Origin of the sequence: Aliivibrio sp. S2TY2, from assembly GCF_028765525.1 — a bacterium.
Classification (GTDB): Bacteria; Pseudomonadota; Gammaproteobacteria; order Enterobacterales; family Vibrionaceae; genus Aliivibrio; species Aliivibrio finisterrensis_A.
Map to the genome: position 1 here is coordinate 20,883 of NZ_JARACS010000003.1, position 25,831 is coordinate 46,713.

The following is a 25,831-nucleotide window of genomic DNA, read 5'->3' on the forward strand; positions in this document are numbered from 1 at the left end:
CACATAGGATTTTTAAATGCACGTAATACGATACCCGCAAAGCATTAGCATACAAGCTGATGCAATAGTGCAATCTATAGATGCTAAAACTCAAGAAATCAATTCTGCTATAGAGCGCATAAACTCAATTAAAAAAACTGAAGTGAAAGTGAAAGTATCAGTGAATGTAATAACGAAATATATTTGCGTTCATCCATATCAATACAATATCAGTCCAAGCAAAACCTTACTTGCGTCAGCTGGCCTTCAAGTTACTGGAGACAGCGTTACGCAATCTTCTGAGGTAAATGGATTAAATAAAGGGATAGCTCTTATTGTCACTGGCCGAGATGCGCGTAATTTTGCTGATAACGTGAAAATCATATCACAGACAATCAATCACCCCGCATGGGTTCAGCTAGCAATTCTAGCGGATGCTGAAGCTGCATTGTCTATTAATAAAATGCAAATACCCAAAACAAAACTTGCGCCCTATTGGATGCAAGGAAGACTTGCTTTTATGTCTCCAATTATTAATAGCGCACAAATTTTAGGATGCGCCGGTGCGCATCAATCTAATATCAAAAACAACATGGCAGCAACAGAGCGCTTAATAAGCATAGCCACGCAACAAAAAGAGCGATTAGCGCATCAAAAGAGAGAGTTATCGCAACTACAGAATAAATTTAGTGGGCAATGTTACGCCCTGAAATTATCAGGCTCACCTAGTGCGATAAGAAAGCAGTTAATTAATTTTCAAACTGACAATCAACCTTACGCAAGCGTACTTGTATTGCTATCAAATGATAGCGATAACCTGTCGTTACTTTATGAGATGTTTTCTTTATGACATTACAACTCAATCAAAAGACCATTCGTGGCGAAGACATTAAAACCTCAATAAAACTTCCTTTTGGTGATAGCGACCTAAGCGGCCTTAGCAGTAGCACTGAAATGGCCGAGACAGGCACAAAAGCTAAAGTATTAACCGTAACAATGGTTATTCCTTTTCAGCGCAAAGCGTGGCTTACAGAGATAGCCAATTTTGCAGAAGCGGTAGAGCAAGAAACTGGTGCACGCGTGATTTATCGCATTGGCCATGATGCGGCTAATGCGATTAAATTTTATGAGGGTAAATTTAGCGGCGAGCTTTCCATTAATGAAATGGATTCAATACAGGGTTGGCAAGTTGGTTTTTCACTTCATGAGCACTTGTCGGTTCCTGAGCGAAAAAACCAAAGGGAGGAAATTAAACCCGCAAAGCAACAAGGCGGAGGCGGTGATGTTGCCGCTAAATACGATAATCCACATTTACCGCCAAGCACGGATTTATTGCGATTTGAGACGATGTTTGCTTACACAAATGAAAAGCTCGGCATAACAACAGCAAGCAATAATGAAAACACAGAAGGTGTCGGGGTTTTATTGTCATGAAATTAAACGAGCGTTTGTATGTGGGAAATACACCGGCAAACGTGATCTCATCTAGTTGCTATCTAAGCTATCGCAATCCTGGTGCTGCAGATATTGTTACCGATGTAGAGCCAAGTGTTGGGCAAGTCATTGCTTATGAATGCGGCTATAACAATAATCTGGTGCGTTGGTTTACTGGCTATGTCGAATCGTTCAGACAAGTAAGTAATGGCCAGTATTCACTATTTAGCCGTGAATTAAGCGCATTGCTAAGACATGATCTTCCTGTTTTTTATCAGCATATTACCTTAACTGATTTGCTAAATAACATCAGTGACATTACAGGCCTAGAGTTTATTATTCCTGAACGAGACTACGCACTAAACAGTGTGCCCTATGTCGTTAATCATAGGCAAGGTTACGCATTAATGGATAGTCTTGGCCAGCTTTTTAATATAAAAAAATACATTTGGCAACAGCAAGGCAATGGAAAAATATTTGTTGGAAGTTGGAATGACTCAATGTGGGCCAATACAAACATACCTATCCCCGCAGATATGATTGAAAACGCAACTATTGATAGCGCCACCATTCCGCTCATGCCTGCACTTAGACCTGGCGTTATTATTAACGGTCAGCGTGTTCGTAATATTCAGCAACAGCAAAGTAAGATGACAATCACATGGATAACAAAATAGCAAAAATCATACAAAAACATTATCCAGAGATAGCAAACGGCTGGCATTGCCCCTTGTGGGGAAGAGTAACAAGCATTAACGAAATACCACAAAATGGATCACTTTCAGATGCGTATCGTCCATATTATGGAGCCAGTGTTCGCATTCTATCTAAGGATGGAAAAGAAACGAGCATTCCAATCCTTTCCAATATTGCGCTATCCGGTACGTTTTCTTCATCTGGTGGAGTAATGCAACTACCAGAGCCTGGCATGATAGTGACGGTTCAGTTTGCGTTTGGTATGCCGGATAAGCCTTATATTGATAAGGTGCTGCCTTATGGGATTGCATTACCTGGTATCGATACAAATGAAATTATTATCCAATCAAGACAGGGTGTGAAAATTCACCTGCAGCAAGATGGCACAATAGCATCGATGACAGATGGCGCTATTAATCAAGAATCAAATGAAACTAACACAACTACCGGAAATGAAGTAAAACACAGCCAATCACTGCGCACTGCCGTTAATGAGGATTCAGAGCATGATGTTGCGGGTATCTATCAGCTTGCGGCCTATGGTGCGCTTTATCTTCTAACCACTGGCAATGCAGAGCTATCAGCACTAAAAAACCTATCGCTTACTGCAGGTGATAACTTGGAGGAATTTATCTATGGCGAGCGTGTTAGCAAGATTGAGAAGAAGCTGCAATTCTTGATTAAAGAGACTGAGTCATTATCTCTTGATGAGTCTGGGCTTGATATAAAAACAAAGAAAGGGAAAATTAGCATAGGCAGCGATAAGGTTGATGTCGTTAAAACACTTCACACCCTTATTGATATCGTGGGCAAGCTATCAAATGCATTGGCGACACATACGCACGGAACAGGGGTTGGACCATCAACGCCACCCATCGAAACTGCATCAATAGCTAGTTATGGCGTTCAGTCAACAACACTAATGGACAAATTAAAGACCATCGTAAAATAATACATCTCCTCATTTTGTTAGTTACATATCGTCATTATGTAGCCACTTCCTGTTTTCATGCTCACTGTGAGAGCGAAAACAGGAAGCTACTCTGCAACATACAACTGCAGTTGGCCATTACCATTTATGCAAATTGGTTTATCTACAAGCGCATTAAGCAACCCAAGCGCTGATGATACGTAACCATCCCCAACTTCACCACATGTAACCCTGCTAAATTCAGCAATCAATTCATTACAATAAACCTTGTGCAGTAGTACCTCTTGAATAAAATCAGGATCCTTTTCTGCAAGCTCATTCAAATAACAACATAGCATTTCCGCTGGTATCTTTATCAATCTCAATTCCTGCCGTAATCCGCACGCATTATGCTGTAGATAGTACGTAAAACAACTCACATTTAATGCGAGTTATGGACATATATCTTCGCTTGAATTATACCACAAAACCCACTGTTACTCATCATTAAACACAGCAAAATCACTCTTATTTTCTACTCAAAATAGCCACTAAAAATAAAAAAGAAAACGCAAGAAAAAACAAAACTCACACGATTTTTCATGTGTGATTTATTTTTTCAAATAGCAACCGCAACCCACCAAACCAACGAGTAACCAATCCAAACGATCGGCAAAAAAACTATTAATTTACATATAAAAATCAGATAGAAAAAACATGACCCATATCACGAAAAAAAAATATTCAAAAAAAATAACTCATCCCCGCCACACCTTGGGGCTTTGTGTGCATCGTTTTTGCCATTAGCGGAGCACTGCCAATACCCCCTCAAGGCACGCCCTGTATAGGTCTCTGCGAGTTATTCGTGTCGTTCTTAATGGCACAAATGGCAATTAAGACCATCGCTTTACCATGCGCTTGAGGCGTTTTAAAAATTTAAGCTATTGAAACAAAAACGATTTAAAATTTTTCAGAGTTTTAGGTTAGAAAATTGAGTGACGATTGCCATTAAGGTGATTTAGAGGAAAGTAACAACAATTCAATAAGATAGAGTAAATTTTGGCATTTTCTTAATTGCCATCTGTGCCATTAAGAAAATGCACCAAACGAGCGAAGACCTGGAGGAACGCCGAAAATTTGAAAAATAGAAAAAACTGAAAAACAGGCGTTTTCTATTTTTTTTCAAAACGGCATTTTTTGCATACTTGGCTGAATGAGCCATTAATTTCGAGCTCTCTCCATGCATGCTGACAATTTTTTTGCATCAATGAAACGGCTTGTTTTTCAGCATCACTCCCAAATATGGCAAGAGCGATTAACTCGCAACGCCTGGCTTTAAAAACACCTCGTCGCCTATCAGCAACAGCACCTTCGCTAATACCAAGATATTGAGCACAGGCAAAGTTCGATAAACCAGAGGCTTTTTGTAGTTCAATAAAAAATTCATTCATAATTGTTGTTATATTTCGTTGGATTCCAATGAAATATAGCAATAATAAAGATAGGGTGCATCATATTTCAGGCATAAAAAAAGACCGCATAAGCGATCTTTTATCATTAATTTAAATGCTAGGATTTATTTTATTACGTTTTGACCCAACCAGAAGCCAAGCGCGACAATACCAGCAACACTAGTAAGTAGAAACCCAAGAATAAGGTTAAACTTCTTATCAATCTTATCATCCAATCGGTCAAACTTAATATCGATCTTAGTAGAAAGCTCTTTGTTTACCACATCAATTTTGCTAGAGAGATCTTTGTTTACCGCATCAATTTTAGCATCGAGCTTGTCGAACTTAATATCAAACTTTGCGTCTTGGGCGTCTATCTTTTCCCCAAGCTCACGACGCGCGCTATCAAGTTGCTCTTGCGTTACACCGTGACCAACAAGAGAGATAATTTGCTCTGCTGTTAGCGTGATAGGCGCTACTGATGTCGATTCGTTATTAGGCATAATTTCCCCCTTTGAGTATTGGTGATTACAGTGTTGTTTTGCTTTAAATCTATTTCATACTATTGCACTAGACTGCATTAGTTTTCAATTCTACCACAGCCTTTTCAAAAGATATCAATATATCTTATCGAATCTTGCGCTAATTACTGATTTTAAATTCGCATTTGTTTTACTACCAGAATCATCGCGAAGCGATAAGAACTACCACTCCATCAAGTAGGGTGAGTCCAGTCTTCCTGTCGAATGACAAAAAGCACTTTCAGCGCAGCCAACGAACACAGGTAAGCCTGCGTTCTTGTGCGGTGGTAAACGTTGGCTGTGGGGCCCGTTAATTTTTACCACTGTGGTTTCTATTTTCGTATAAGCCAACTAAAAAATTAATGGGAAGTATTTTTAACAACAGGCACTGTTGGAGTTAGATATTTTTGAAATATATAACAAAAGAATATTAGCAGGACTAACAAAAGGGCTATACCCATCTAAAAAGGGGGCTATTCCGACATCTGTTGATAAGTGATAAAATACGATCTAAAAAGGATCTCAATGTGGCCATAATGGATCACGTTACTGGTGCGCATCGTTTGCTTTTTATACAGTAATAGGCAGCAGGCGTAACAATGCCCACTCAGCTAAGAGCGTGACAAGGTAACGATAGATTAGGGTATTGAGAGTGAGAGCTCGCTCTGCTTAACAGAGAGCCCCATGCGGCTTAGTAGGTTGTTGGCCATCTTGGTGATGTTAGCTATGTCTGTGCTGACCGCCCAGCCTTTGGTTTTGATGCGCTCAACTAGCTTGCGAGAGATGTAAGTAAGACGATCTACTGGCTTCATGTCTGCCAGTTTAATAGTGTAGCTTGAGGTTGCTTGTGCGTGCCTGTGCTCCCATACGCGCAGGATATTGCTTTGGCAGTATGTCTTTAAGGCTATGTCCGCATCGTATTGCTCGTAGCGTTTGGCGGCCTCTATTTGACGGCGTTGGATCTCGATTGAACGTAAGCGCTCAAGTTCCTCACCTTTGATACCCATGAGTTCGTAGTACAACGGTGTTGCACACAGCGTTCTTGGTAGGCGACCATCATGCATTATATCCTGGATTGATTGCCCACTGTGCTCTGGCTCATATAAGATCCCCATAACAACAAGCTCTTTCATGATCCATGCAATGGTCGAACTTGATACATTGATCTCTTTACCGATCTCAATGCATAAGCGCGTTACGTTAATGCAGCCTGTAACTGCGTCTGAGTTGTATGAAATCCAACGCAGGGTATTCTCGATGTTTTGTTTATGATCAGATCTAAATGACAGGTTACGCTTGCGCATACCAACTTCAATTAGCTTATGCACTAAACATGGCCACTGAGCACTTACCCATGCACCGTGCTTCTCGATAGTGTTGAACACTTTACGATTCAGTGTTGGTATGTGTTTCTTCTTACGCTGCGCATAAGGGATAACTTCGAGCTCAGCATTCAGTGATTCTTGTGGATGCCAAACAGGTGCAATTGCCCACTTGCGAGAGTGATTTGTTTTTAACTCAAGAGGTGCAGTGTCGTTACTTTCCGAGCGCATACGACTAAGCGCAGCGAGCGGTTGCTCACTGTGCTTATTTGTGTCGTTAATGTGCTTGGGTGTATTCACTGTGTATCTCTTAAATTATTTAATAAAGGTAATGCTGCTGCCGTTGTTCATGTTGATTTTTACTGGATGATCACGGCTCTTATAGATCCATAATCGCAGCTCTAAAGGGAATGCATCGTGAGTTTGAGATACATTCATTTCGCATCGGTAAACGCGTTCAGCACTTTGCGCTAATCTGGCCGCAGCTCGCGCACCACAAGCCAATACTGCTCACTGAACAGCCTCATGTATTAAAAGCATTTGGCCAAATCGCTTTGCTGAATACAGATCCTTGTAGAGCTGTTTAATTGTTATTGGCTTATTTGTTGTTTTCATATCAATACTTACCTTGATTACTTAACTGCAGGAACTCTATAGATATTGGCCAATGTGCTTTTCAAATTTGTAGTGACGCAGCCTTTCTTCTAAATTAAACTTAATTTTGACGATGTTTTCATTACGCATACGGTCTATGCAGCCTACGATTTTACATGAGGTAAAGCGGTCGCTTTTCTTTTCCACTTCATCGACAGCAAGCAGTAACTCAAGCAATCCGCCACCTCGACTGGCGGAGTAAATCTTTTTGTAAGCTTGTTTAGTTGTCATTGGTTTATTTGTTGTTTTCATACTCACTGCCACCCTGTGTTGCCATAAAGGCGTATCAGTACAAATCGGTGTTTTTACATAAATGTGGCGCTTGAATTGCTTTTGGTGCTTATACGTTGCTAGTCGTTCAGATAACGACTCACGGCGTTTTATTTCCGTTTCTCTATGAAAAACAATGTGCGCTTTTTCAGATAAATCACACGCAACCATCGCTCCGTGTTTTGCGCGAGCCTTATCAAGAACCGCAATAAGAGCAAGAACACCTTCTGTGCGAACGGCTGCATAGAGTTCTTTGTAGCTTGTTTTTATTGATGAGTTACTTTTCATTATTCACCTTCCATTAACACCACAATCTCAGCATTTATTGCGTACTGAGATTGTCTTCATTAACAAGCTACGCAGCCAGCAACATGCCATAGCCCCGCCCAATCTTCTAAGTTAGCAACTGAGGCGGTACAGCCATGATGTTGCATATATGCAATCGCCATCTTTGCGATAAATTCTTGTTGGGTCATGATGCTGCACCTAAATAGTTTTTATATAATTCAGTCCAACCCGCTAACTGCGAGTCAACAGGGGCTCGGTTATGATTCTGCATATAAGCAATCGTCATTTTTACCAAGAAAGCTTCCAAACTCAGCATCATGTAGCCCTCAAGCGATAGCCGCCGTTATTCCAAGGTTCTAAAATGGCTTGTTGGTGCAGTAGGTTTAATATATGTTTACTTTGCTCTTGTGGTATTCCAAAAGCCGCTTTTAACCCTCGATAACTAGGTTTTACTGCGCCACTTAAAATAGCCTCTTTTGCTTCGCTTAAAACACTTGCAGCAAAGTGCATCTCAAGTGTTTTGTCTGTATTTACACCTGGCAATACACTTTGAATTTGTTGACTTACACTTGGTGGTGTAACCGTTGTATTTACTTGGCTTGATACACTTCTTACGCTTGCCTCAAGTGTATTTAATGAGTGTAAAGTGAGAGCCATGACGACAGAAACCACCTCGATAGATACCGCTATAAACAAGGTGATTTTTGAGTCGTACTGGCTCAAAATTGAGGAGTCTTTTGTGTTTGATTGCGCGTGATAAAGCGCATTCAACTCGTCAGTGACACGAGAAACAGTGATTGCCGTTCTATCCGCTTTTGATATTTGGTTTGCGCTGAGTTGCGTCTTAGAAAGTAACTGTAAGTTTTCTAACTCCAGTTTCTTATTATTGATTTGTTCGGTTATGGCTACGTTCTGTTTGGTGGCTACCGTCATTTGATTTGCGCCTTTCTCAATAGCTGAGATAGAAGCGATGGTACTTATCACCATAAGTGAGCCTGTTAGAGCAACAAGAAGTAGGGCGATAAATGAATTCTGTTTAGCGACAGTGGGTATAAAAGTAGGTGAAATGGTTTTCACCAAATCAAGAGTGATCCCAATGATCGCAAATATAGCCGCCACACCAATGGCAGAGCCTAATTCGTACATGAATGAATACGTTAGATATGCAGACGTAATTGCACATGAGAGCAATACAAGCGTGCAGAATGCTTTAGCTAGTGAAGCTAAGGAAATATTCATAATACAGCCCTGAATTAAAGAGGCATTGGTGGAGTGGCATCAGAGCCAAACTCTGTTGCTACCGATAAAAGCGTTGAAGCTAGATCATGGTCACCTAAATCGTAAGCCATCTGAGATAGCGAGCCGATTTGATTTGTTAGGCTTTCGCGCATTTTTTCAGAGCGGAAATGAAAAGTGCTGTCAGGCATTCCATTTTCTTTCATGGCTTCCATTTGGAATTGATAACCTTGAAGCAATCCGTTGTATACAACAGTAAGTGCGCTAGTGCTTGTCATGATCCGTATTCTCTCGAATAACAACCAGTCGGTCGTTGTTTAACGTAATAATGGCGATTTTTTCATGGGGAAATATGAGCATTTCCTCAGCGAATTTATTGTGTTTTATTTCCATTTCAACAATGGCGCGGTAGAAGTTCGACGAATATTCATAAGCAGGAACAATGCTAATTGGCTTGTGCTTTGTTGCTGAGAATATTTGTACTGAAATCATGCTTATGCCGCGTAAGTATCTTTAGGGATTTTTACATCCCAACCTGCAGCCTCTAATGAAGCCATAACCATTTGCGCTTGGTTAACATAAAGCGTGGAACACTTTCCAATTTGGAGTGTTGGTATTTGGCATCTATGGGCCATAGAGCGCACAGCCTCAAGTGTTAATCCGTGTTTTTGAGCGTATTCCCTTAAAGTAATCGGAGCCATATCTGGCTGAATGATTATTACTGGACGCTCACTATTTCCATTCATTTGTTGTATCCTCTAAAAGTTTTACTGGTGCAGTCTGGTGCAATAGCCTGCAATACCACCCATACGTCTGGATTATTCCAGACAATCATCAGGAGGTCAACATGTCTTTTGAAAAAAAACTAAAAGCTATAATTAAAGAAGAGGGTTATTCGCAAGCTGGCTTTGCAAGCGAAATCGGGATATCAACATCAACTGTGGAAAAGTATATTTCTGGAAAGCAGGAGCCTGCTGGGGGAGTTATGTTAAGAATTGTAAATCACGAACAATTTAAAAAGTACACACTGTGGCTAATGACTGGTGATGTTAAACCAGATGCCGGACAAATTTGCCCGGCCTTCTCAACTCAAGAGAAGTGCGGATTAACTACTGGAGAAGTAGATTCTCAGAAAATGGCTTAACGGTATTAGCCATTACTTTTTATCGTTGGGGAGGGCATTTCAATGTCTATTAAATCCATTCCTAACGGTTATGAGGTCGATTGTCGTCCGCAAGGTCGAAGTGGTACACGGTATAGAAAAAGATTTAAAACCAAAGCAGAAGCCGTTCAGTATGAACGATGGCTTATCGCAACGAAAAATCAGAAGGGTTGGATAGAAACGGAAAAAGATAAAAGGCCTTTATCTGAATTGATTCACTTATGGCACAAGCATCATGGGCAGCAGTTAAAAAGCGGAAGCAAAGATGTAATGCACTTACTGAAATTAAATCAAGAACTAGGCGAACCTAAGGTTTATCAAGTGACAAAAAATTTATTTTCAGATTATCGTGCAAATATGTTAGCGAAAGGAAACTCGGCTTCTACAATAAACAGAAATCACACTAGATTAAGTGGAGTATTTACTGTTCTTATTGGGCTGGGAGAGATTAATGGCGAGCACCCATTAAAAGGAATTACTCGCTTAAAAGTAGCGTCGACTGAAATGGGATTTTTGAGTATTGATGAAATTCGGCAATTGTTAGCGCACCTAGAAGGGGACGCGTTAAAAATAGCGAAGCTTAGTCTAGCAACTGGATGTCGTTGGGGTGAGGTTATTAACCTGAAAAGCACGAATTTAGTTGCAGGAAAGGTTATTTTTGTAGATACCAAAAATGGAAAAAACAGGACTGTACCTATAACTCAATCATTGTTTGATGAAATATATACAGGGAAGAGCGGGTTGTTATTTAAGTTACGATACAAGGACTTCTACCAGATCTTTAAAAGTCTTGGTTTTGAACTACCAAAAGGTCAGGCCATCCATGTATTAAGGCATACATTTGCAAGTCATTTTATTATGAATGGAGGGAATATTTTGACATTACAAAAAATTCTAGGGCATTCATCAGTATTGCAAACTATGACTTATGCGCATCTTGCTCCTGACTATTTAAGTGAGGCGATGGAGTTAAATCCTTTGTCCACATTATGACCCAACAGGTGAAGTAATATGCAATAGTCTGCCATAGTTGCAGCTCGTAACTAATTGATTGATAATATAAGTTATTGATTATTACCATTAAGAGGAGGCTCTTTATGAGCCTTTTTTTATTTTTAGAAAGACAGAACAAGAAGTTGATGAATCATGACTATTGAACAGACCTTAGATCAGCTAAGACAGCAATTGAATTACCACGCTTATCGATATTATGTAGAAGATAGCCCAGAGCTGCCTGATGCAGAGTATGATCGTATGATGCAGCAATTGCTTTCTATTGAATCTGAACACCCAGAACTTGTTACTGTCGACTCTCCAAGTCAACGCGTTGGTGGTGAAGCTCTTGATGGCTTTACCCAAGTTCAACATGAAATTCCAATGCTTTCTTTAGATAATGCGTTTAATGATGAAGAATTAGCAGCATTTGAGAAAAGAATGAATGATCGCCTTATCTCTAAACCCGTTTCTCTTTTTTGTTGTGAGCCTAAGCTAGATGGTCTTGCAGTAAGTTTACTCTATGTAAATGGTAAATTAGTACAAGCAGGAACTCGTGGTGATGGTGCTACAGGAGAGAATATAACCGAAAACGTAAGAACGATTCGTTGTATACCATTAACACTGCAAGGCGAAGGCTGGCCAACGCGATTAGAAGTTCGTGGTGAAGTCTTTATGCCAAAAGCAGGGTTTGACGCGTTAAACGAGCGAGCATTAAAGCGTGGTGAAAAACCGTTTGCAAACCCACGTAATGCAGCTGCAGGTAGCTTACGTCAATTAGATTCAAAGATAACAGCAACACGTCCATTGAGTTTTTATGCTTATAGTGTCGGTGTTATTGATGGCGGCGAATTAGAAAAAAGTCACTATCAACGTTTTGTTCAGCTTAAAGGCTGGGGCCTACCTATGTGTGAAGAGACAAAACAATGTCACTCTTTAACAGAAGTAAAAGCCTACTATAAAGACATTCTAGAACGTCGAGATGCATTGAAATATGAAATCGACGGGGTTGTAATTAAAGTTGATGACATTGAACTTCAAGTGCAACTAGGCTTTGTTGCTAGAGCACCTCGCTGGGCAATCGCTTATAAATTTCCAGCTCAAGAAGAATTAACGGTTTTAAATGATGTGGAATTCCAAGTCGGCCGTACAGGGGCTATAACCCCAGTGGCAAAACTGGAGCCGGTTTTTGTTGGTGGGGTTACGGTAAGTAATGCTACGTTACATAATGCTGATGAAATTGCACGTTTAGGTGTTCATATCGGTGATACGGTTATTATTCGTCGTGCGGGTGATGTTATTCCGCAAATAGTATCAGTCGTCGAAGCTCGTCGCCCTGTGGACAGTAGAGCCATTGTTTACCCAACTAATTGCCCCGTTTGTGATTCTAATCTTGAAAGAATCGAAGGTGAGGCGGTTACTCGTTGTGGCGCTGGATTAGTCTGCCAAGCACAGCGTAAAGAAGCACTAAAGCATTTTGTTTCTCGTAAAGCACTCGATGTTGATGGTTTAGGCGATAAAGTAGTAGAGCAATTAGTTGATAAAGAAATGGTGGAGACTCCTGCGGATTTATTTAAGCTTTCAGCAGGTGTCATCACAGTATTAGAACGAATGGGGCCAAAATCAGCTCAAAATGTGGTGGATGCATTAAACAAAGCTAAAGCAACGACCTTACCTCGATTTTTATATTCGTTAGGCATTCGAGAGGTTGGTGAGGCAACCGCTGCAAACTTGGCCGCTCATTTCTATACATTAGAAGCGGTTCAAGCGGCTACGTTTGAGCAATTAATAGAAGTGAGTGATGTAGGTGATATTGTTGCTAAACATGTTTTAAACTTCTTTTCAGAACCACATAACCAAGCGGTAATTGAAGACTTGCAAGCAATGGGAATTCATTGGCCTGAAATTAAAGCGCTTGATGAATCAGTGCCGCAACCATTAGCGGGAAAAGTGGTTGTTCTTACTGGTACACTTCATAAACTAAAACGTAATGAAGCTAAAGCGGCTCTACAAGAACTTGGTGCAAAAGTTACAGGCAGTGTTTCTAAAAAAACCGACATTCTTTTTGCGGGTGAAGCTGCTGGCTCTAAATTAGCAAAAGCTGAAGAGCTTGGTATTGAAGTGATGAATGAAGAACAGTTAATTGAGTTATTAAATTAACAATAAAACAGCCATTCATTATATAAAAGGAGCTTAGAGCTCCTTTTTTTATATCTGAAATTAATGGTTTTCATTGTTTGGTATAACTTAAAATTTTTGTATCGACACTTGTTGTAACTAATTATATGGTTCGATCAACCGTTTTCAAAATAAGGTGATATTCGTCGCATTTAGTGTTTTTTTATATTTATAACCTACTGTTTTAGCTTTAAAAACTATTTTTTGATGTTTTTTGATCTATTTAATTTGATCTTAATCACTAACGCGAAAGAAGTTTGCGCTCGCTCATGTTTTTTTTATGAAAAATTAAGTTTTTGTTTTATGTTTTTTTAGCTGGGTTTAGTCTTAATTACATGGATGCACAGTGTGTATGCAGGAAAAAATATAAGGTAATTACGATTTTTAAATTTTCCTTTTCTTATTTAAAAATTGTGTGAATTAGGAGAGTTATTTATTGCTTTCGGCGGCCAACTTAAAGCCAGTAAATAACGAACACAGCTATATCCATTTTTAGGAGCTTTATTCCATGGAAAACAAATTTTTTAAAACTACGTTATTAGGTGCTGCGGTTGCTTTAGCATCTTCAGGTGTAACTGCAAAAGAAGTTGGTATTAACTCTGACTTTAGTGTTGATGTTTACGGTGTAGCGGCAATGTCTGCGGTTAACTACAATACGACTGGAAATGGCGATGGTACAGATGGCTATGTTCTAGAAAATGAGTCTCGTATTGGTTTCCGTGCTCACAAAGAGATGTTTGAAAACGTATTAGTTACAATGCAAATTGAATCTGGTTATGTAGATAGCTGGCAAGGTGGTGAGCTAGGTGCTCGTGATACTTACCTAGGTCTTTCTGGTGACTGGGGTAATTTACGTGCTGGTCGTGTTCTTACACCAATGTATGAAATTATTGACTGGCCTTTCTCTAACCCAGGTCTTGGCTCTGTATTTGACTGGGGTGGTGTGAATGGTCACTACGATCGTCAATCAAACCAAGTTCGTTACGATTCTCCAAGTTTTGGTGGTTTAACATTTGCAGTTTCTGCTGGTCGTGATGGTAACCCAAGTGGTTCAGCAACTCGTGATTCTCGCTTCTTTGGTGGTAATGTAAAATATACAATCAACACTGTAACACTAATGGGTGCGGTTGAAGGTGGTTCAGATTTCCGTGGTGTTTCTGGAAATGACAACCTATCATACCTAGTTGGCGCTGAAGTTGGTTTACCTGGTGGCTTTAGTCTAGCAGCTGCATATAAGCAAGAAACGGTAGATATCTATACTAGAGATGCTGATGCAGACACAGGTGATGCTGGTGCAGTTGGTGAAAATGTTGAGCAAGGCTCATTCTCTATTATTGGTCAATACTGGGCTGACTCACTAGGCTTTAAACTGGGCTATGCAGCAAACCTAGATGCTAAAGGTATCAAAACGAATGGTTCAGCAGCAGAAGAAACTTTAGATTCAAACACTATTTCAGGGCAAGTAATGTACGTTCACAATGGTTTCGTACCGTATGTTCGTGTAGCGGGTCGTACTGTTGGTGATGCTGATACTGATATCGTAACACGTGTTGGTCTAGAGTACGGCTTCTAAGAAGAGTTGTTACTTAGCTAACTTTAAAAACGCTGGCAATTTTTGTCGGCGTTTTTTACTTTGGGCATTTAAAATTTAAAATTTAAAGGATAGTAAGATGTATAAAAGAATTTTAGGACTGAGTGTCGTATTACTTAGTGGGTGCTCAACATTATCGAGTGATGATGATTTTTCTGATGCAATAAAAGAAGTCACTCGTAAACACAATTATGTGTCGATAGAAGCAAAAGACATTGTTCCAATTGAAAATCAAAGCGTGGGAGCGAGTGCGTTAAAAAACACATCGCAACTTATCGCGAATTACGCGACAAGTGAAAAGAAATCCCCATCATCATACATGGCTGTTGAATTAAGCTATTTTAAAGCGAGTTATTCATATAGTTCAGTGGTCATTGATGGAAATGAACGCAAAATAGAACCTTATTCAGTATCAACAGAATCGTGCTCAGAGCATTGTACAGCGACTCAATACTTCACTTTCCCTATAGATAATAACGAAATTGAATTGGCTGCTCAAAAGGGCTTAACTTATGTTGCGAAAACTCAAAATGAAATATCAAAACTATCTTTCACCATTCCTGCTGGTTACTTTCAAGCAGTGCTAGATGAAAAAGCACTTCAATTTCAATACACGCCAGCCGTAGTTATGGCACAACCAATAATTGAAACAAAGGCAGAAGAAACAAAACCAGTAGAAATGGCCAAATATTGGTTTAATGAAGCGACAGCTGTAGAGCAAGAGCAATTTACTGAGTGGGCGTTCGCAAATAGAAAATCAATTAGTACAACGCTGAATTCTGATTCTAAATCATTAGAAATGTTGAGCTATTGGTATAAGAAAGCCTCTACCGAAGACAAAGCTCAAATACTAACTTGGTTATTGAATATCTAATTGTTTTTATAGGCTAATTAATTTTCGTAAAATATCAAGTGCGACTTAGTTCGCACTTTTTTTTTATTTAAAATAAATAGTTATAATTTTAGCTAAATTCAATGTGATCAAGATCGACTGAAATTGCATGAATGTGTGCTTTTTTTGAGATTTTTGTCTCTTTTGTTTTATTTTCAATCAGTGAGTTATATTTTTAATTGCGCTTAAGTTGTTGATATTTAGGCGTTATGTTTTTTTATAAATATTGATATTTGAGGTGCGTCACTCAAAAAACGTAACTATATTTTCTTTGTGAAAAAACATTGTCATAGTCCACTCCAGACAACAAATCTAGTGCATGGTTCATTTCGGCGACCAAGTTAAATGACTGTGCATTACTTAATTAGTTAAATGAAGGAATTATGACTATGTTCAAGAAAACACTTTTAGGTGCTGCAATTGCATTAGTTGCAACTGGTGTTACAGCAAAAGAAGTTGGTGTTAACTCTGATTTCAATGTAGATGTATATGGTGTTGCTGCAATGTCTGCGGTTAACTACAATACGACTGGTAATGATGCAGGTACAGATGGTTATGTACTAGAAAACGAATCTCGTATTGGTTTCCGTGCACATAAAGAAATGTTTGAAAATGTATTGGTTACAATGCAAATTGAATCTGGTTATGTAGATAGTGGTCAAGGTGGTGCGCTAGGCGCTCGTGATACTTACCTAGGTCTTTCAGGTGATTGGGGTAACTTCCGTGCGGGTCGTGTTCTTACACCAATGTACGAAATTATTGACTGGCCTTTCTCTAACCCAGGTCTTGGCTCTGTATTTGACTGGGGTGGTGTGAATGGTCACTACGATCGTCAATCAAACCAAGTACGTTACGATTCTCCAAGTTTTGGTGGTTTAACATTTGCAGTTTCTGCAGGTCGTGATGGTAACCCAAGCGGTACAGCAACTCGTGACTCTCGCTTCTTTGGTGGTAATGTTAAGTACACAATCAACACTGTTACATTAATGGGTGCGGTTGAAGGCGGTTCTGATTTCCGTGGAATTGATGGTAATGACAACTTATCATATTTAGTTGGTGCTGAAGTTGGTTTACCAGGTGGTTTTAGCTTAGCAGCAGCATATAAGCAAGAAAGTGTAGATAAGTACCAGCACAAAGATAAAGATGGAAAAGTTATTGGTACTGATGAAAATGTAGATCAAGGCTCATTCTCTATTATCGGTCAATACTGGGCAGACTCACTTGGCTTTAAACTGGGTTATGCTGCGAACTTAGATGCTGATGGCGTAACAACAAAAGGCGCTGGAGCAACTGAAGAAACGTTAGATTCAAGCACTATTTCTGGTCAAATCATGTACGTTCACAATGGTTTCGTACCGTATGTTCGTGTAGCTGGCCGTACTGTTGGTGATGATGATACAGATATCGTAACACGTGTTGGTCTAGAGTACGGCTTCTAAGAAGAGTTGTTACTTAGCTAACTTTAAAAACGCTGGCAATTTTTGTCGGCGTTTTTTACTTTGGGCATTTAAAATTTAAAATTTAAAATTTAAAGGATAGTAAGATGTATAAAAGAATTTTAGGACTGAGTGTCGTATTACTTAGTGGGTGCTCAACATTATCGAGTGATGATGATTTTTCTGATGCAATAAAAGAAGTCACTCGTAAACACAATTATGTGTCGATAGAAGCAAAAGACATTGTTCCAATTGAAAATCAAAGCGTGGGAGCGAGTGCGTTAAAAAACACATCGCAACTTATCGCGAATTACGCGACAAGTGAAAAGAAATCCCCATCATCATACATGGCTGTTGAATTAAGCTATTTTAAAGCGAGTTATTCATATAGTTCAGTGGTCATTGATGGAAATGAACGCAAAATAGAACCTTATTCAGTATCAACAGAATCGTGCTCAGAGCATTGTACAGCGACTCAATACTTCACTTTCCCTATAGATAATAACGAAATTGAATTGGCTGCTCAAAAGGGCTTAACTTATGTTGCGAAAACTCAAAATGAAATATCAAAACTATCTTTCACCATTCCTGCTGGTTACTTTCAAGCAGTGCTAGATGAAAAAGCACTTCAATTTCAATACACGCCAGCCGTAGTTATGGCACAACCAATAATTGAAACAAAGGCAGAAGAAACAAAACCAGTAGAAATGGCCAAATATTGGTTTAATGAAGCGACAGCTGTAGAGCAAGAGCAATTTACTGAGTGGGCGTTCGCAAATAGAAAATCAATTAGTACAAAGCTGAATTCTGATTCTAAATCATTAGAAATGTTGAGCTATTGGTATGAGAAAGCCTCTACCGAAGACAAAGCTCAAATACTAACTTGGTTATTAAATAAATAATTTTTGAATTTTAAAAGTGGCTGAGTGAGTAACTTGGCCACTTTTTCTATTTTTTAAATTAAACACAGTCCCTCTTTCCCATTGTAGAATTACCTTATAGTGCTAAAATAGCGCATAAATTATGTGGTGCTGACAGATTCAGCTCAACCTCTTCAAAAAGGTAATAACAATGACGGTTAAAACTCGTTTTGCTCCAAGCCCAACAGGCTATCTTCACGTTGGCGGTGCACGTACTGCACTTTACTCATGGCTTTTTGCTAAAAACCAAGGTGGCGAATTTGTTCTACGTATTGAAGATACGGATCTAGAGCGTAACTCTCAAGAAGCGGTAGACGCAATCATTGAAGGTATGCACTGGATGGGTATGGAATGGGATGAAGGTCCTTATTACCAATCTAAGCGTTTTGACCGTTACAACGAAGTTGTTGACCAACTGCTTGCTGCAGACAAAGCATACAAGTGTTATGCATCAAAAGAACTGCTAGATGAAATTCGTGCAGAGCAAGAAGCAAATAAAGAAATGGCTCGCTACGATGCAAACCACCCTAAAATTGTTGAAGCTAATGCTGCAGCAAAAGAAGGCGATGCGTGTGTTATCCGCTTCCGTAACCCTAAAGAAGGTTCGGTAGTATTTGATGACCAAATCCGTGGTCGTATCGAAATCTCAAATAGCCAATTAGATGACTTGATCATCCGTCGTACTGATGGTGCACCAACCTACAACTTCGTAGTAGTGGTTGATGACTGGGATATGGGTATTACTCAAGTTATCCGTGGTGAAGATCATATCAACAACACACCTCGTCAAATTAACATCTATGAAGCATTAGGTGCTCCAGTACCTAAATTTGCACACTGTGCAATGATCTTAGGTGATGATGGTGCAAAACTGTCTAAGCGTCATGGCGCTGTATCGGTAATGCAATACCGTGATGAAGGTTACTTACCAAATGCACTAAATAACTACCTAGTACGTTTAGGTTGGTCTCATGGTGACCAAGAGATCTTCTCACAAGAAGAGATGATTAACTTATTCAGTTTAAATGCAGTAAGTAAATCAGCATCAGCGTTCAATACTGATAAGCTTCTATGGTTAAACAACCATTACATTAAAACATCAGAGCCTGAGTACGTTGCAAAATACTTACAATGGCACCTAGATCAAAAAGAGATCTCTTTAGAGAATGGTCCAGCAATTACTGATGTAATTAAACTGGTAGGTGAGCGTTGTAATACGCTGATTGAATTAGCAGATCAATCTTGCTACTTCTACCAAGACTTTGAAGAATTCGAAGCTGGTGCAGCGAAGAAACACCTACGTGGCGTAGCAAAAGAGCCGCTAGAGTTAGCATTAGCAAAAGTTGAAGCTCTAGAAGAGTGGACAACTGAAAACCTTCACAATGTGATTGAAGAAGTATGTGCTGAGCTAGAAATTGGCATGGGTAAAATAGGTATGCCATTACGTGTTGCAGTTACAGGTGGCGGTCAATCTCCATCGGTTGATGCGGTAATGCAATTGATTGGTAAAGAGCGCGTAGTTGCTCGTATCAAAATGGCATTAGCGTTTATTGCTGAGCGTGAAGCTAACGCACAGTAAAAATAAATGATTACATAAATAAACAAAGCCGTTGGACTAACCGTTCAGCGGCTTTTTTATTTACCACTACAAATTATGTGAGATTTTAATACCATTCTGGATAAGTCGTTGTTCAGATAATTGCGTAGGAAAAATCGATTAGAGCAAGGCATAAATTGCAGTAACTAGTGGATCTAATTACAAAATTTATAACGCAGATATAATCGATTTTAACAAGCAAGAATGATCACATACTTATGTAGATTGGTATTACCTACTGTGGTTGCTATTATCAGTTAGTGGCTTAACTGCCGTACTTTTGTTCTTTAGCCAATGACTAGAGCGTAGAGTTATTGCAAGAAAAACCATAGCAATGATAATTAGGATTAGAACGAATAAGTATTTATTTTGATTGAAATTTAGTTGTTGATTAGTTTGTTTTTGTAAAGTTTCAATCAATGCCCCTTCTGTTTTAATTACACTATTTCGAAATTCAAGTGCTTCGTAGGCTTTTCGAGTGTTTTTAGCGTAAATTAGATCTAGAGTTTCTCGATACTTTTTTTGAGCTTCTAGCGCATCTTTGTAGTCCTGAGTAAGTTCTTGAATTTTCGATTGAAATAAATAGGAGTTAGCAAGCTCTATTTGGTTTTGCGCTGTTTTTGATTTTTCTATAGCGATTTCTATGAACTCTAACGCTTTATTTGGATTTTGATACTCTAAATAGATCTGACTAAGAGATTGATGGATATTAATTGTCAGAGTGGCATTCGATTTTCTTTCTTGTGCTTTTAAAGCAAGTAGTAGGAACTCAATAGCTTCATCACTTAATTCTTTTTTATGAAGGATACTCCCCAGAGTATAATAAGCCAGGGAAGTAGAGTAAGTATGTGTTGATTCTTGTAAGCCCTCTAACGCAGAGCGAACAAGGCTTTCTGCTTTATCATATTTAGCCAATGTTAAATTAATTTTGGCTAATAAGATCTTTGATTGAGCTATTTTTTGAGGAATATTCCGTTTTATTCGAATATCCAGAGCTTTTTTCCCGTACTCTTCAGCCCTGCTTAAATGACCCATATTTAGCAATAAAGTTGCAATATTTGAATAACTGGTATCATTAATATCATAAGGCTTACTAAAACTGAGGGCTTTTTCATTAGCCGTGAGTGCTGCTTCTAGGTTACTACTGCCTTGATAACTTAACGCGAGTAAGCGATAGGCCCATTTGATATCAATATAATGGCTGCTGGTTTTTTCTAACTGCTTGATACTTGATTGGCAATAAAATTCAGAAATAAAATAATTACCGAGAGCAAGATTAGTTTTGCACTGCTTTAATAGGAGTAATGCATCTAAATCAGGATCATTGAGTGTTGCTGCCGTGACTTGTGCTAACTTGATGGTAGCGAGGGTCTTTTCTTGTTCTCCTTTATCATCAAGATCCATTGATTTTAGAATCAACCATTCAAGCTTTTCATAAGGATTTTTACTGTTCTCAGAGGTTTGATGGGTATAACTATCCCCACGGCGCGTGACAAAACCATGAATGCGGGTCGCGACATAAATACGTTCAGCACTGGGAGATATCGTTAAATATACCTCTTTAAGCATAGCTAATGCGCTGTGTGGAGAGGCGACTCTATTGTGATGATATTGTTTCTGCCACTCTTCATCCTCCATTTGTGTTTTAGCGGATAAAGAAAAGCTTATTAGCAGTAAGCCACTAATAAGCAAGCCAAATTTTCTTAGCATAATATATAATTAGCATTTTGTTCTGATTGTATGGAAAGAATATCGCAAGAGAAGTGGAAAAACGAGGGACGCATAACTCAAAAAGAAAAGAAACCACATAAAGCTGTGGTTTCTATTTTAAGAAAAGACGTCATTGAATCTATTTAATGTCGACTTTATGCATTACATCCCCAATTTGGATACTGTTAAGCAATTGTGGTTGATCGATAGTTAGCTCAGCATTTTGCTCATACACACGAGCAACGGTTAATGTAATTTCTGTTTTAGAGACTTTATTACGCGGCAAACCGTTCTGATCAATAAATGATCCGGTATGCCAAAGTTCTAATTTATCGCCTTTCTTAACGCCGTGAATGCGACCTAGATCCATCGATATACGATTATTATTGATGCTGACAATTTGAGGTAGCGTCATTTTACATGCGAATTGGTTTTCCAAATCAAGCATCATATCTCGGTTAACTCTAAGCACCATTTCACCGAAAGCTGAAGTCCAAAAACGAGCACTTTGGGTATCAACTTCACTGGTTTTAGGAAAGTCCCACTGTGCGACTTCACGGTAATTATTGTTATAAACGGTTTGGCCTGTTTTGCCATCTAATACAGCAACTTCAATGGCAAATTGTCTATTTATCGTGTCTTTTTTAAGTAAGTTTTGCTCAACAGTCGCACTTAAATCGGTGATGTTTCCTGAGAAAATATATTGTGCTCCATGATCATCAGCAATCATTTTGACAACGTCTGGTTGACGCTTATCAATACGAATATGAGAATTACCAACAGAAACAAAGCTTTGTGATTCTTTATCGAGTTGGCGTGAAAAGACCGTACTTAGATCTTCACCTAATTGATATACCTTACCCATTACTGCTTGTTGCGGTGAGTCGATTGTGATCTCACTGGTCATAAAGGTTTTCTTATATTGCCCAATATGGCAACTGTTTGCCGAAGGGTAGATATCAATTCGAGTCGTGATATAGATCTTACCGTTTTTCTTCTTCTCTTTTATTACTTCAATACTGCGAATTTCACTTCCACTGAACTGATAGTGCTTTTCATCATTTTCTAAAAAGGTTTTTAAATCTTTTAAGCGGCTAATATCAGCCCCTGAAAACAGCATCGCTTGGTAAGCGGCATCTTCTAGTGCATGTGATCTTGCCGCACTTTTGCTAGTTAATACACTTGCAGAGCCAGTTACTTCAAACCATTCAGCCTTTGAAGGTAGTGCGTAACTCATTGTTAATATTGAGGTAAGTAATAATAATATATTTTTCATTGCTGATATCTGCCAAATGGGTATGAAATTTGCTAACTAATATTTGTTGATTGATAAAAGTACTTACAAATTGCGTTTCATAAACTATTGCAAGTTTTGTTCCTAGTTTGAATTTGACGCTTAACCAATAAGTATATTAAAACATTATCTGGAGATAATAGAATGAGAGTATTAGTTGTAATCCTGCTATCAATGGTGATGAGTGCGTGCGCCTACTCACCAATTTATAATGGTAAAGAACCTTATAATGGCAGTCCTTTTATGTTGGCGGATACGCCGAGACATACAATGGATTACTTCATTGAAAGTTTAACTGAGCAGTTAGTAACATCAAATACGACGTTATCTGCTCGTTCACCAATTGCCATTACGTCTTTTGTTGATTTACAACAAATGGATCAAACAAACTGGTTAGGCAATTCAGTAACTGAGAGCTTTATTTTCCAGCTTCAGCGCCGTGGCTTTAAAGTTATTGATTATAAAACAACGGGCAATATCCGAGTTACTCAACAAGGTGATTTTGCTTTTAGCCGTGATTGGAAAGAATTAGTTCAAGAGCAGCAAGTTGATTACGTACTAACGGGTACAATGCTTCGTCAAGATGGCGGGGTGTTAATTAACGCTCGTGTTATTGGTATGCAAACTCGAGTTGTTGTCGCATCGGCACAAGGGTTCCTTCCGGCGGATAGAATTGGCCGTGATTTAGACACACTAAATACAGTGCGTATGGAAGATGGTGTGATTATTCGTTCTGATGTTCAAAAAGCAGAGCGTCATACCATTATCCTACGTCCATAGGGGAAGCAGATATGAAACATTGGTTTTTATTAGCTCTATTAGTATTAGTTGGTTGCCAACCAATCGGTGTCATGCGTGAAAGCGATCACTTGACCGCGGTCGGTTACGCTAGCATTAGTGAGCAAGCTGGAAAAAATATGGATGAAAAACGTATGCGTGCAATGCGTGCTTCTAAGGTTGATGCTTATAGAGAGTTAGCTGAGCAAGTGTATGGTATGCGTATCAGCGGCAAAGTTGAGATGAATGATCAACAGCTAGGAGAGGAAACGACCTCTGCCGGTGTTGATGGTATTATCCGCGGAGCTGAAGTGGTAAGAACTTACCCCGTTGGTGACAGTTATGTAACTGAATTAAAATTAGATTTGAAAAAGATGGAGCGCATGAAAAACCAAGGCCAGGTTTATGATGTACCGTCAACCCAACGAAGAACAACGTTATTTTAATTAATGGTGATAAACACGGTTAGTTAGAAACTCTCATTCGACATAACGTTATTGCCCTTAGTGCTTAAAGTGCTGAGGGCTTTTTTATGTTTGGAACTTATACCAATCTACATAAGTATTTGATCATTCTTGCTTGTTAAAATCGATTGTTCCTACGCAATTATCTGAACAATTACTTATCCAGAATGGTATAAGGAGTAAATTTGAATAAGAAATGATAAGGATAAAAAATATGGGGAAATAAAAGAGGAAAGGAAGTTTAGTAGAAGCAAAGGATAGCGATAATAAGCGTAACAGTGTTATATGGGGAACACTGTAGATATTAATTGGTCGTTGGAAATAACGAAAGAGGTTATGCCTTTACGTTAGTACCTAATGTAGTGATGTTACGAGTTTGACCTTCAGCGGTATAAGTCATGCCATTTTTACCACGGCTTTGTTGCATCAGGTTATTTAGCTTATTAAAGCTAAGTTGTGCACGTTGCAGTGCCTCACCATTTACTGCGTTTTCTTCTTTACAGTCATGAATGATGGATTTAATTTCCGTCACTTTTTCTGTTAGTGCATTGTCCTCAGAGAGGAGTTGTCTTTCAGCATGGCTACCTAATAGCTGATCATATTGGCGCAGTTGGTTTAGTAAGCCAAGTTTATCGTGAGCAATACTTTCCATTTCTGCTGGTTTTCTACTGGCAATAGCATGCTTCTCTCGATGTAATACCGTCGAAAGAGACAAAGCAACACTGCGTTGCAGATCCAATAATTCAGTCAATGTTTGAGCCATATTCTCTCAATATTTATTAGGTTAGTGCTAGATGAGTAACCAGCCTAGGTTATTATAGGCCGGCTAATTCATCTTCAAATTTAATCATGTTGTCTGCTAGGCGCTCAGGGTCAACAGAATAAGAGCCATTTGCGATAGCTGCTTTAATTGCGGCAACTTTATCTTCGTTAAACGAAGGCTCTGTTGCTAGTTGTTGGTGCATTTGGCCAATCTCTTTACCTTGGTTACTTAAAGAAACCGCATCCATTTTCGCAGACATTGCAGGTGTTGAATTTACAGGTGATTTATCACCAGAATCAACACGAGCTTGATTACGTAATGTTGCCATTGCTTGGCTAGCACGTAGTTGGTCAATACTTGTCATATATTCAAGCCTTTTAGCCGGGTTAATACATTTCTCTAATCTATCTATCGGCTGTCAAAAAAATAACTTAAGCAAATAATGAAAATTTTTGACGCTTTTTTCATTATTTTCAGCTGTGGTAAAACTAAGCATAAATAGTGCCACAAAAAATATATCGGCATTGTTTGCAGATAGTTTAGAAAATAAAAGTGATTATTTGTTAAAAACGAATACTCACTTCACCTACAGCAGTAACAATACCGCTAACAATGCGTTTTGATTTGTCATTCTCTACATTTACTTTTTCACCGAGTACACCATCACCGAGTGCTGTGCCTTTAGTGAGAATGCTTAATTCGCCTTTTACTGCTTTAATTATAACACTGTCATTGCTGCATACCATGCAGATGTCGTTTTTTTCGACAACTTCACCCGCTCGAACGCTGCGTTTTATGCGCGCACCAATGATATCGTCTTGATTTATATAACCTCCGCGGCGGTATACTCGACTACCAACGAGCGTTAATGTTAAATCTTGAGGCGAAATCGAGTGTCCGCGCGATAGGGAGGTGATAGCGGTAACTAATGGCATCATAAGCTCCGATTTAACCGGAACATAGACTTTCCAATCGTCTTCTGGGCACTCAACTAACACTGAGGTATTTCCACTCGTATTGAGTTTACCTGGTAAGCTGGTCGTTAAAGGGGTAGGGCAGTCAGTTGCGTGAATACGACTATCAACTCGAACCGCTTCTACTTGCAGAGTTCCATTTTTAGGAGTATCTATTTGCTGTTCAATGAAAGATTCTGCAGCCTGTTTGATTGCCTTTAGTTGCTCATCTGTGGCAGCATGAACATTCACACTAAAGAAACTTACAAATATGCCGATAAGGCTCACAAGTCGATAAAAATCTATTGGGTTACCCTTTGTTTTTTTTATCATCAAAAAT

31 protein-coding genes are annotated in these 25,831 nt (G+C 39.0%); 14 read left to right on the plus strand and 17 right to left on the minus strand.

Annotation, left to right across the window (positions count from 1 at the left end; all coding sequences use genetic code 11):
• Window positions 1-16: 16 nt before the first annotated feature.
• The 4 genes from PVK63_RS06435 to PVK63_RS06450 are packed head-to-tail and all read left to right on the plus strand — an operon-like array spanning window position 17 to window position 3,061.
• Window positions 17-829, plus strand: coding sequence for a hypothetical protein (locus tag PVK63_RS06435; protein ID WP_274440077.1), 813 nt, complete (start codon window positions 17-19; stop codon window positions 827-829).
• The gene (locus PVK63_RS06440; protein WP_274440078.1) at window positions 826-1,413 is read left to right on the plus strand and encodes a baseplate complex protein; all 588 of its coding nucleotides are present in this window, start codon (window positions 826-828) and stop codon (window positions 1,411-1,413) included. The genes PVK63_RS06435 and PVK63_RS06440 overlap by 4 nt, the downstream gene beginning before the upstream one ends.
• Window positions 1,410-2,090: a hypothetical protein gene (locus PVK63_RS06445; RefSeq protein WP_274440079.1), complete on the plus strand. Its 681-nt coding sequence runs from the start codon at window positions 1,410-1,412 to the stop codon at window positions 2,088-2,090. The genes PVK63_RS06440 and PVK63_RS06445 overlap by 4 nt, the downstream gene beginning before the upstream one ends.
• Entirely contained in the window at window positions 2,075-3,061 is a 987-nt protein-coding gene (locus PVK63_RS06450) for a hypothetical protein (RefSeq protein ID WP_274440080.1), read from the plus strand. The genes PVK63_RS06445 and PVK63_RS06450 overlap by 16 nt, the downstream gene beginning before the upstream one ends.
• Before the next feature lie 86 nt (window positions 3,062-3,147).
• On the opposite strand, the gene PVK63_RS06455 is transcribed toward PVK63_RS06450, so the two are convergent.
• The 12 genes from PVK63_RS06455 to PVK63_RS06510 all read right to left on the minus strand — a co-directional run bounded on the left by PVK63_RS06455 (window position 3,148) and on the right by PVK63_RS06510 (window position 9,507).
• The gene (locus PVK63_RS06455) at window positions 3,148-3,399 is read right to left on the minus strand and encodes a hypothetical protein (RefSeq protein WP_274440081.1); all 252 of its coding nucleotides are present in this window, start codon (window positions 3,397-3,399) and stop codon (window positions 3,148-3,150) included.
• A 792-nt stretch (window positions 3,400-4,191) separates the two neighbouring features.
• Window positions 4,192-4,470, minus strand: coding sequence for a hypothetical protein (locus PVK63_RS06460; protein ID WP_274440082.1), 279 nt, complete (start codon window positions 4,468-4,470; stop codon window positions 4,192-4,194).
• Between the two features lie 125 nt (window positions 4,471-4,595).
• Window positions 4,596-4,973, minus strand: coding sequence for a hypothetical protein (locus tag PVK63_RS06465; RefSeq protein WP_274440083.1), 378 nt, complete (start codon window positions 4,971-4,973; stop codon window positions 4,596-4,598).
• Between the two features lie 656 nt (window positions 4,974-5,629).
• The gene (locus tag PVK63_RS06470; RefSeq protein ID WP_274440084.1) at window positions 5,630-6,613 is read right to left on the minus strand and encodes a replication initiation protein; all 984 of its coding nucleotides are present in this window, start codon (window positions 6,611-6,613) and stop codon (window positions 5,630-5,632) included.
• 15 nt (window positions 6,614-6,628) lie between these two features.
• Window positions 6,629-6,817, minus strand: a complete 189-nt coding sequence (locus PVK63_RS06475) for a hypothetical protein (protein ID WP_274440085.1) — start codon at window positions 6,815-6,817, stop codon at window positions 6,629-6,631.
• Between the two features lie 147 nt (window positions 6,818-6,964).
• Window positions 6,965-7,525, minus strand: a complete 561-nt coding sequence (locus PVK63_RS06480; RefSeq protein WP_274440086.1) for a hypothetical protein — start codon at window positions 7,523-7,525, stop codon at window positions 6,965-6,967.
• 59 nt (window positions 7,526-7,584) lie between these two features.
• A complete protein-coding gene (locus PVK63_RS06485) occupies window positions 7,585-7,713 on the minus strand; it encodes a hypothetical protein (RefSeq protein WP_274440087.1) in 129 nt (42 codons plus the stop codon).
• Complete coding sequence (locus tag PVK63_RS06490) at window positions 7,710-7,844, minus strand: hypothetical protein (protein ID WP_274449247.1); 135 nt, start codon at window positions 7,842-7,844, stop codon at window positions 7,710-7,712. Before PVK63_RS06490 ends, PVK63_RS06485 begins: the two co-directional genes overlap by 4 nt.
• Window positions 7,841-8,764, minus strand: a complete 924-nt coding sequence (locus tag PVK63_RS06495) for a hypothetical protein (protein WP_274440088.1) — start codon at window positions 8,762-8,764, stop codon at window positions 7,841-7,843. The genes PVK63_RS06490 and PVK63_RS06495 overlap by 4 nt, the downstream gene beginning before the upstream one ends.
• Before the next feature lie 14 nt (window positions 8,765-8,778).
• Complete coding sequence (locus PVK63_RS06500; protein WP_274440089.1) at window positions 8,779-9,039, minus strand: hypothetical protein; 261 nt, start codon at window positions 9,037-9,039, stop codon at window positions 8,779-8,781.
• Window positions 9,026-9,253, minus strand: coding sequence for a hypothetical protein (locus tag PVK63_RS06505; RefSeq protein WP_274440090.1), 228 nt, complete (start codon window positions 9,251-9,253; stop codon window positions 9,026-9,028). The genes PVK63_RS06500 and PVK63_RS06505 overlap by 14 nt, the downstream gene beginning before the upstream one ends.
• 2 nt (window positions 9,254-9,255) lie before the next feature.
• The gene (locus PVK63_RS06510; RefSeq protein ID WP_274440091.1) at window positions 9,256-9,507 is read right to left on the minus strand and encodes a hypothetical protein; all 252 of its coding nucleotides are present in this window, start codon (window positions 9,505-9,507) and stop codon (window positions 9,256-9,258) included.
• Window positions 9,508-9,608: 101 nt separating this feature from the next.
• Here PVK63_RS06510 and PVK63_RS06515 point away from each other — a divergent pair, with 101 nt between their 5' ends.
• The 8 genes from PVK63_RS06515 to gltX all read left to right on the plus strand — a co-directional run bounded on the left by PVK63_RS06515 (window position 9,609) and on the right by gltX (window position 19,512).
• Window positions 9,609-9,905 carry a helix-turn-helix domain-containing protein gene (locus PVK63_RS06515; RefSeq protein WP_274440092.1) on the plus strand — a complete coding sequence of 99 codons (297 nt, stop codon included), beginning with the start codon at window positions 9,609-9,611 and terminating at the stop codon, window positions 9,903-9,905.
• A 42-nt stretch (window positions 9,906-9,947) separates the two neighbouring features.
• A complete protein-coding gene (locus PVK63_RS06520; RefSeq protein WP_274440093.1) occupies window positions 9,948-10,916 on the plus strand; it encodes a phage integrase in 969 nt (322 codons plus the stop codon).
• 153 nt (window positions 10,917-11,069) lie between these two features.
• On the plus strand, window positions 11,070-13,076 hold the full coding sequence (gene ligA, locus PVK63_RS06525; protein ID WP_130086007.1) for an NAD-dependent DNA ligase LigA: 2,007 nt from the start codon (window positions 11,070-11,072) through the stop codon (window positions 13,074-13,076).
• 526 nt (window positions 13,077-13,602) lie between these two features.
• The gene (locus PVK63_RS06530; RefSeq protein WP_274440094.1) at window positions 13,603-14,667 is read left to right on the plus strand and encodes a porin; all 1,065 of its coding nucleotides are present in this window, start codon (window positions 13,603-13,605) and stop codon (window positions 14,665-14,667) included.
• A 97-nt stretch (window positions 14,668-14,764) separates the two neighbouring features.
• Complete coding sequence (locus tag PVK63_RS06535) at window positions 14,765-15,559, plus strand: hypothetical protein (protein ID WP_130086009.1); 795 nt, start codon at window positions 14,765-14,767, stop codon at window positions 15,557-15,559.
• Between the two features lie 407 nt (window positions 15,560-15,966).
• The gene (locus PVK63_RS06540; protein WP_274440095.1) at window positions 15,967-17,016 is read left to right on the plus strand and encodes a porin; all 1,050 of its coding nucleotides are present in this window, start codon (window positions 15,967-15,969) and stop codon (window positions 17,014-17,016) included.
• A 104-nt stretch (window positions 17,017-17,120) separates the two neighbouring features.
• Entirely contained in the window at window positions 17,121-17,915 is a 795-nt protein-coding gene (locus PVK63_RS06545; protein WP_130086011.1) for a hypothetical protein, read from the plus strand.
• A 169-nt stretch (window positions 17,916-18,084) separates the two neighbouring features.
• A complete protein-coding gene (gene gltX, locus PVK63_RS06550) occupies window positions 18,085-19,512 on the plus strand; it encodes a glutamate--tRNA ligase (RefSeq protein ID WP_130086012.1) in 1,428 nt (475 codons plus the stop codon).
• Window positions 19,513-19,761: 249 nt separating this feature from the next.
• Here gltX and PVK63_RS06555 read toward each other — a convergent pair whose 3' ends face one another.
• Together PVK63_RS06555 and PVK63_RS06560 are read right to left on the minus strand one after the other, a co-directional pair.
• On the minus strand, window positions 19,762-21,240 hold the full coding sequence (locus tag PVK63_RS06555) for a tetratricopeptide repeat protein (RefSeq protein WP_242511032.1): 1,479 nt from the start codon (window positions 21,238-21,240) through the stop codon (window positions 19,762-19,764).
• 139 nt (window positions 21,241-21,379) lie between these two features.
• Window positions 21,380-22,516: a flagellar assembly protein FlgT gene (locus PVK63_RS06560; protein WP_130047655.1), complete on the minus strand. Its 1,137-nt coding sequence runs from the start codon at window positions 22,514-22,516 to the stop codon at window positions 21,380-21,382.
• A 162-nt stretch (window positions 22,517-22,678) separates the two neighbouring features.
• On the opposite strand from PVK63_RS06560, the gene PVK63_RS06565 reads away from it, so the two are divergent.
• Together PVK63_RS06565 and PVK63_RS06570 are read left to right on the plus strand one after the other, a co-directional pair.
• Entirely contained in the window at window positions 22,679-23,314 is a 636-nt protein-coding gene (locus PVK63_RS06565; RefSeq protein ID WP_130044107.1) for a FlgO family outer membrane protein, read from the plus strand.
• An 11-nt stretch (window positions 23,315-23,325) separates the two neighbouring features.
• On the plus strand, window positions 23,326-23,757 hold the full coding sequence (locus tag PVK63_RS06570; RefSeq protein ID WP_130044108.1) for an LPP20 family lipoprotein: 432 nt from the start codon (window positions 23,326-23,328) through the stop codon (window positions 23,755-23,757).
• A 352-nt stretch (window positions 23,758-24,109) separates the two neighbouring features.
• Here PVK63_RS06570 and PVK63_RS06575 read toward each other — a convergent pair whose 3' ends face one another.
• The 3 genes from PVK63_RS06575 to flgA all read right to left on the minus strand — a co-directional run bounded on the left by PVK63_RS06575 (window position 24,110) and on the right by flgA (window position 25,824).
• Entirely contained in the window at window positions 24,110-24,538 is a 429-nt protein-coding gene (locus PVK63_RS06575) for a flagella synthesis protein FlgN (RefSeq protein ID WP_130086013.1), read from the minus strand.
• Window positions 24,539-24,590: 52 nt separating this feature from the next.
• Window positions 24,591-24,902: a flagellar biosynthesis anti-sigma factor FlgM gene (gene flgM, locus PVK63_RS06580; protein WP_151654688.1), complete on the minus strand. Its 312-nt coding sequence runs from the start codon at window positions 24,900-24,902 to the stop codon at window positions 24,591-24,593.
• A 199-nt stretch (window positions 24,903-25,101) separates the two neighbouring features.
• Complete coding sequence (flgA, locus tag PVK63_RS06585; protein WP_274440098.1) at window positions 25,102-25,824, minus strand: flagellar basal body P-ring formation chaperone FlgA; 723 nt, start codon at window positions 25,822-25,824, stop codon at window positions 25,102-25,104.
• Between the last annotated feature and the right edge of the window lie 7 nt (window positions 25,825-25,831).

Excerpts from the sequence above, each read along its gene's own strand:
- PVK63_RS06435 (WP_274440077.1), top strand. The coding sequence starts at position 17 with ATGCACGTAATACGATACCCGCAAAGCATTAGCATACAAGCTGATGCA.
- PVK63_RS06440 (WP_274440078.1), top strand. The coding sequence starts at position 826 with ATGACATTACAACTCAATCAAAAGACCATTCGTGGCGAAGACATTAAA.
- PVK63_RS06445 (WP_274440079.1), top strand. The coding sequence starts at position 1,410 with ATGAAATTAAACGAGCGTTTGTATGTGGGAAATACACCGGCAAACGTG.
- PVK63_RS06450 (WP_274440080.1), top strand. The coding sequence starts at position 2,075 with ATGGATAACAAAATAGCAAAAATCATACAAAAACATTATCCAGAGATA.
- PVK63_RS06460 (WP_274440082.1), bottom strand. The coding sequence starts at position 4,470 with ATGAATGAATTTTTTATTGAACTACAAAAAGCCTCTGGTTTATCGAAC.
- PVK63_RS06465 (WP_274440083.1), bottom strand. The coding sequence starts at position 4,973 with ATGCCTAATAACGAATCGACATCAGTAGCGCCTATCACGCTAACAGCA.
- PVK63_RS06480 (WP_274440086.1), bottom strand. The coding sequence starts at position 7,525 with ATGAAAAGTAACTCATCAATAAAAACAAGCTACAAAGAACTCTATGCA.
- PVK63_RS06485 (WP_274440087.1), bottom strand. The coding sequence starts at position 7,713 with ATGACCCAACAAGAATTTATCGCAAAGATGGCGATTGCATATATGCAA.
- PVK63_RS06490 (WP_274449247.1), bottom strand. The coding sequence starts at position 7,844 with ATGATGCTGAGTTTGGAAGCTTTCTTGGTAAAAATGACGATTGCTTAT.
- PVK63_RS06495 (WP_274440088.1), bottom strand. The coding sequence starts at position 8,764 with ATGAATATTTCCTTAGCTTCACTAGCTAAAGCATTCTGCACGCTTGTA.
- PVK63_RS06500 (WP_274440089.1), bottom strand. The coding sequence starts at position 9,039 with ATGACAAGCACTAGCGCACTTACTGTTGTATACAACGGATTGCTTCAA.
- PVK63_RS06505 (WP_274440090.1), bottom strand. The coding sequence starts at position 9,253 with ATGATTTCAGTACAAATATTCTCAGCAACAAAGCACAAGCCAATTAGC.
- PVK63_RS06510 (WP_274440091.1), bottom strand. The coding sequence starts at position 9,507 with ATGAATGGAAATAGTGAGCGTCCAGTAATAATCATTCAGCCAGATATG.
- PVK63_RS06515 (WP_274440092.1), top strand. The coding sequence starts at position 9,609 with ATGTCTTTTGAAAAAAAACTAAAAGCTATAATTAAAGAAGAGGGTTAT.
- PVK63_RS06520 (WP_274440093.1), top strand. The coding sequence starts at position 9,948 with ATGTCTATTAAATCCATTCCTAACGGTTATGAGGTCGATTGTCGTCCG.
- ligA (WP_130086007.1), top strand. The coding sequence starts at position 11,070 with ATGACTATTGAACAGACCTTAGATCAGCTAAGACAGCAATTGAATTAC.
- PVK63_RS06530 (WP_274440094.1), top strand. The coding sequence starts at position 13,603 with ATGGAAAACAAATTTTTTAAAACTACGTTATTAGGTGCTGCGGTTGCT.
- PVK63_RS06535 (WP_130086009.1), top strand. The coding sequence starts at position 14,765 with ATGTATAAAAGAATTTTAGGACTGAGTGTCGTATTACTTAGTGGGTGC.
- PVK63_RS06540 (WP_274440095.1), top strand. The coding sequence starts at position 15,967 with ATGTTCAAGAAAACACTTTTAGGTGCTGCAATTGCATTAGTTGCAACT.
- PVK63_RS06545 (WP_130086011.1), top strand. The coding sequence starts at position 17,121 with ATGTATAAAAGAATTTTAGGACTGAGTGTCGTATTACTTAGTGGGTGC.
- gltX (WP_130086012.1), top strand. The coding sequence starts at position 18,085 with ATGACGGTTAAAACTCGTTTTGCTCCAAGCCCAACAGGCTATCTTCAC.
- PVK63_RS06555 (WP_242511032.1), bottom strand. The coding sequence starts at position 21,240 with ATGCTAAGAAAATTTGGCTTGCTTATTAGTGGCTTACTGCTAATAAGC.
- PVK63_RS06560 (WP_130047655.1), bottom strand. The coding sequence starts at position 22,516 with ATGAAAAATATATTATTATTACTTACCTCAATATTAACAATGAGTTAC.
- PVK63_RS06565 (WP_130044107.1), top strand. The coding sequence starts at position 22,679 with ATGAGAGTATTAGTTGTAATCCTGCTATCAATGGTGATGAGTGCGTGC.
- PVK63_RS06570 (WP_130044108.1), top strand. The coding sequence starts at position 23,326 with ATGAAACATTGGTTTTTATTAGCTCTATTAGTATTAGTTGGTTGCCAA.
- PVK63_RS06575 (WP_130086013.1), bottom strand. The coding sequence starts at position 24,538 with ATGGCTCAAACATTGACTGAATTATTGGATCTGCAACGCAGTGTTGCT.
- flgM (WP_151654688.1), bottom strand. The coding sequence starts at position 24,902 with ATGACAAGTATTGACCAACTACGTGCTAGCCAAGCAATGGCAACATTA.
- flgA (WP_274440098.1), bottom strand. The coding sequence starts at position 25,824 with ATGATAAAAAAAACAAAGGGTAACCCAATAGATTTTTATCGACTTGTG.